This is a genomic window from Marinitenerispora sediminis (assembly GCF_003336425.1).
Classification (GTDB): domain Bacteria; phylum Actinomycetota; class Actinomycetes; order Streptosporangiales; family Streptosporangiaceae; genus Marinitenerispora; species Marinitenerispora sediminis.
This window is the reverse complement of the sequence record NZ_QEIO01000286.1, coordinates 1-2,297: the sequence shown is the minus strand read 5'-3', so window position 1 is coordinate 2,297 and position 2,297 is coordinate 1. Positions and strand designations below refer to the sequence as shown.

Sequence of the window (2,297 nt, the reverse complement as noted above, 5' to 3'; positions counted from 1 at the left end):
GCCGGGTTTGCCGCGGGAGGAAGGCGGGTGTCCTCAGCTGAGTTCGGTGCCCCGCGTCTCCGGGACCATCAGGACCACGACGAACGCCACCGCCGCGGCGACCGCGACGTAGCAGAAGAAGGCGACCGACCAGCCCCACTCCGCCAGCGCGCTGATCACCAGGGGCGCGGTCCCCCCGAAGACGGCGACGGTGAGGTTGTACCAGGCGCCGATGCCCAGGCCGCGCAGCTCGGTGGGGAACAGTTCGCTCATGATCGCCGGCGCGATCGAGGTCATGGCGGTGTACAGGGCGAGCCCGACGCAGAAGACGGTGAGCAGGCCGGGCAGGCCCGGACCGATCAGCGCGGACAGCGGGACGATGAGGACGGCCGTGCCGGCCGACCACACCAGGAGCTGGGGGCGGCGGCCGAACCGGTCCGAGAGCGCCCCCATGGGGTACTGCAGGGCCACGAACAGGGCGGTGCCGACCGACAGCGCCAGGAACACGTCGACGTCGTCGGCGCCCCGGGAGCCGGTCGCGAACGGCGTCAGCGCGCTGAAGAAGGTGTAGTAGCACAGGGTCGACAGCATCGTCAGGCCCACGACCTGCCCGACCGCCGAGGGGTGCTGGCGCAGCGTGGTGAGCAGCGGGTGCGGGATGCGGCGGGCCCTGCCCTCCGTCCGCTCGAACAGCTCCGTCTCGGCCAGCGAGCGGCGCAGCCACAGGCCGGCGAGCCCGAGCAGCCCGCCGATGGCGAACGGGATCCGCCAGCCGTAGGCGTCCAGCGCGTCGGCGTCCATGAACCGCGCGAGTCCGAAACCGAGCAGCGACGCGGCGAGCACCGCGGTGCCGGTGGAGATGTAGAAGAACGACGCGTAGCGCCCCCGGCGGTCCGGCGGGGCGATCTCGCCGAGGTAGGCCGACGCGTTGGACACCTCCCCGCCGATCGACAGCCCCTGCGCGATCCGGGCGAGCAGCAGCAGGGCCGGCGCCAGCCATCCCACCTGCTCGTAGGTGGGGAGCACCGCGAGCACCACGGACCCGCCGGCCATCAGCAGGATGGTGAGGAGCATGGCCGGGCGGCGGCCCCGGACATCGGCGAGCCGGCCGATCAGCAGCCCGCCCAGCGGGCGGAAGAAGAACGCCAGCGCGAAGGCGGCGAAGGTGTTGATCTGCGCGAGTCCCTCGTTCTCCGCGGGGAAGAAGGAGTGGGCGAAGTAGATACTGAAGATCGCGTAGATCGTCCAGTCGTACCACTCGATCGCGTTGCCGATGCTCGCCGCCACCAGCTTGCGCACCGGGAGTCGGTGAACGGGAGATGTCGCGGAGGTGTCGCCGATCGTCCGTCCCATGACGCCCATAGATACAGCGTCGCAGCGGCGCGCACCAGGGGTCCGCGGGCATCGTCCCCGGTGAAAGGATGCGGACGGGACGGAAAAACCGGGGGTGGGGTTGTGTGCGCTGCACCACTTTCCCTAATATCAACTAAAACCATGCTGAAACGCAGGTGATGCCACATGTACGCGGAAGAGCGGCAACGCTCCATCCTCGAGCGCGCCCGCGGTGAGGGTCGCGTGGACGTGGCCGTGCTGGCCTCGGAGTTCCAGGTGACGTACGAGACCATCCGCCGCGACCTCACCACGTTGGAGCGCCACGGGGTCCTGCGCCGCGTGCATGGCGGCGCCATCCCCATCGAGCGGCTCGGCTTCGAACCCACGCTGACCGCCCGGGACTCCGTGATGACGGTGGAGAAGGAGCGGATCGCCAAGGCGGCGCTCACCGAACTGCCCGAGGACGGGTCCGTGCTGCTCGACGCCGGCTCCACGACCGGCCGGCTCGCCGAGCAGCTGCCCACCGACCGCGAGCTCACGGTCATCACGAACTCGCTCTCCATCGCGTTCACCCTCACGCCCCGCACCAACATCACCCTGATGCTGCTGGGCGGTCGACTGCGGGCCCGCACCCAGGCCAGCGTCGACGCGTGGGCGCTGCGCGCACTGGAGGAGACCTACGTCGACGTGGCGTTCATCGCCACGAACGGCGTGTCCATCGAGCGCGGCCTCACCACGCCGGACAGCGCCGAGGCGATGGTGAAGCGCGCCATGCTGCGGGCCGCCCGGAGGTCCGTGCTGCTGGCCGACCACAGCAAGGTCGGCAACGACCACCTCACCAGGTTCGCCACCCTGGACGACATCGACTGCCTCATCACCGATGCCGGCCTGGCGGCCGAGCTCGCCGAGGACATCCGGGCCCGAGGCCCGCGCGTGATCATGGCCTGACCGCTCCGAGCGGAGCCGGCCAGCCCCTCCCTCCCGTC

The 2,297-nt window shown here is 70.7% G+C and carries 2 protein-coding genes; one reads left to right on the top strand and one right to left on the bottom strand.

Annotated features, from left to right (window positions below; genetic code table 11):
- Positions 1-33: 33 nt before the first annotated feature.
- Positions 34-1,332, bottom strand: a complete 1,299-nt coding sequence (locus DEF28_RS26295) for an MFS transporter (RefSeq protein ID WP_114400040.1) — start codon at positions 1,330-1,332, stop codon at positions 34-36.
- 165 nt (positions 1,333-1,497) lie between these two features.
- Here DEF28_RS26295 and DEF28_RS26290 point away from each other — a divergent pair, with 165 nt between their 5' ends.
- Complete coding sequence (locus tag DEF28_RS26290; protein ID WP_114400034.1) at positions 1,498-2,259, top strand: DeoR/GlpR family DNA-binding transcription regulator; 762 nt, start codon at positions 1,498-1,500, stop codon at positions 2,257-2,259.
- Positions 2,260-2,297 lie beyond the last annotated feature (38 nt).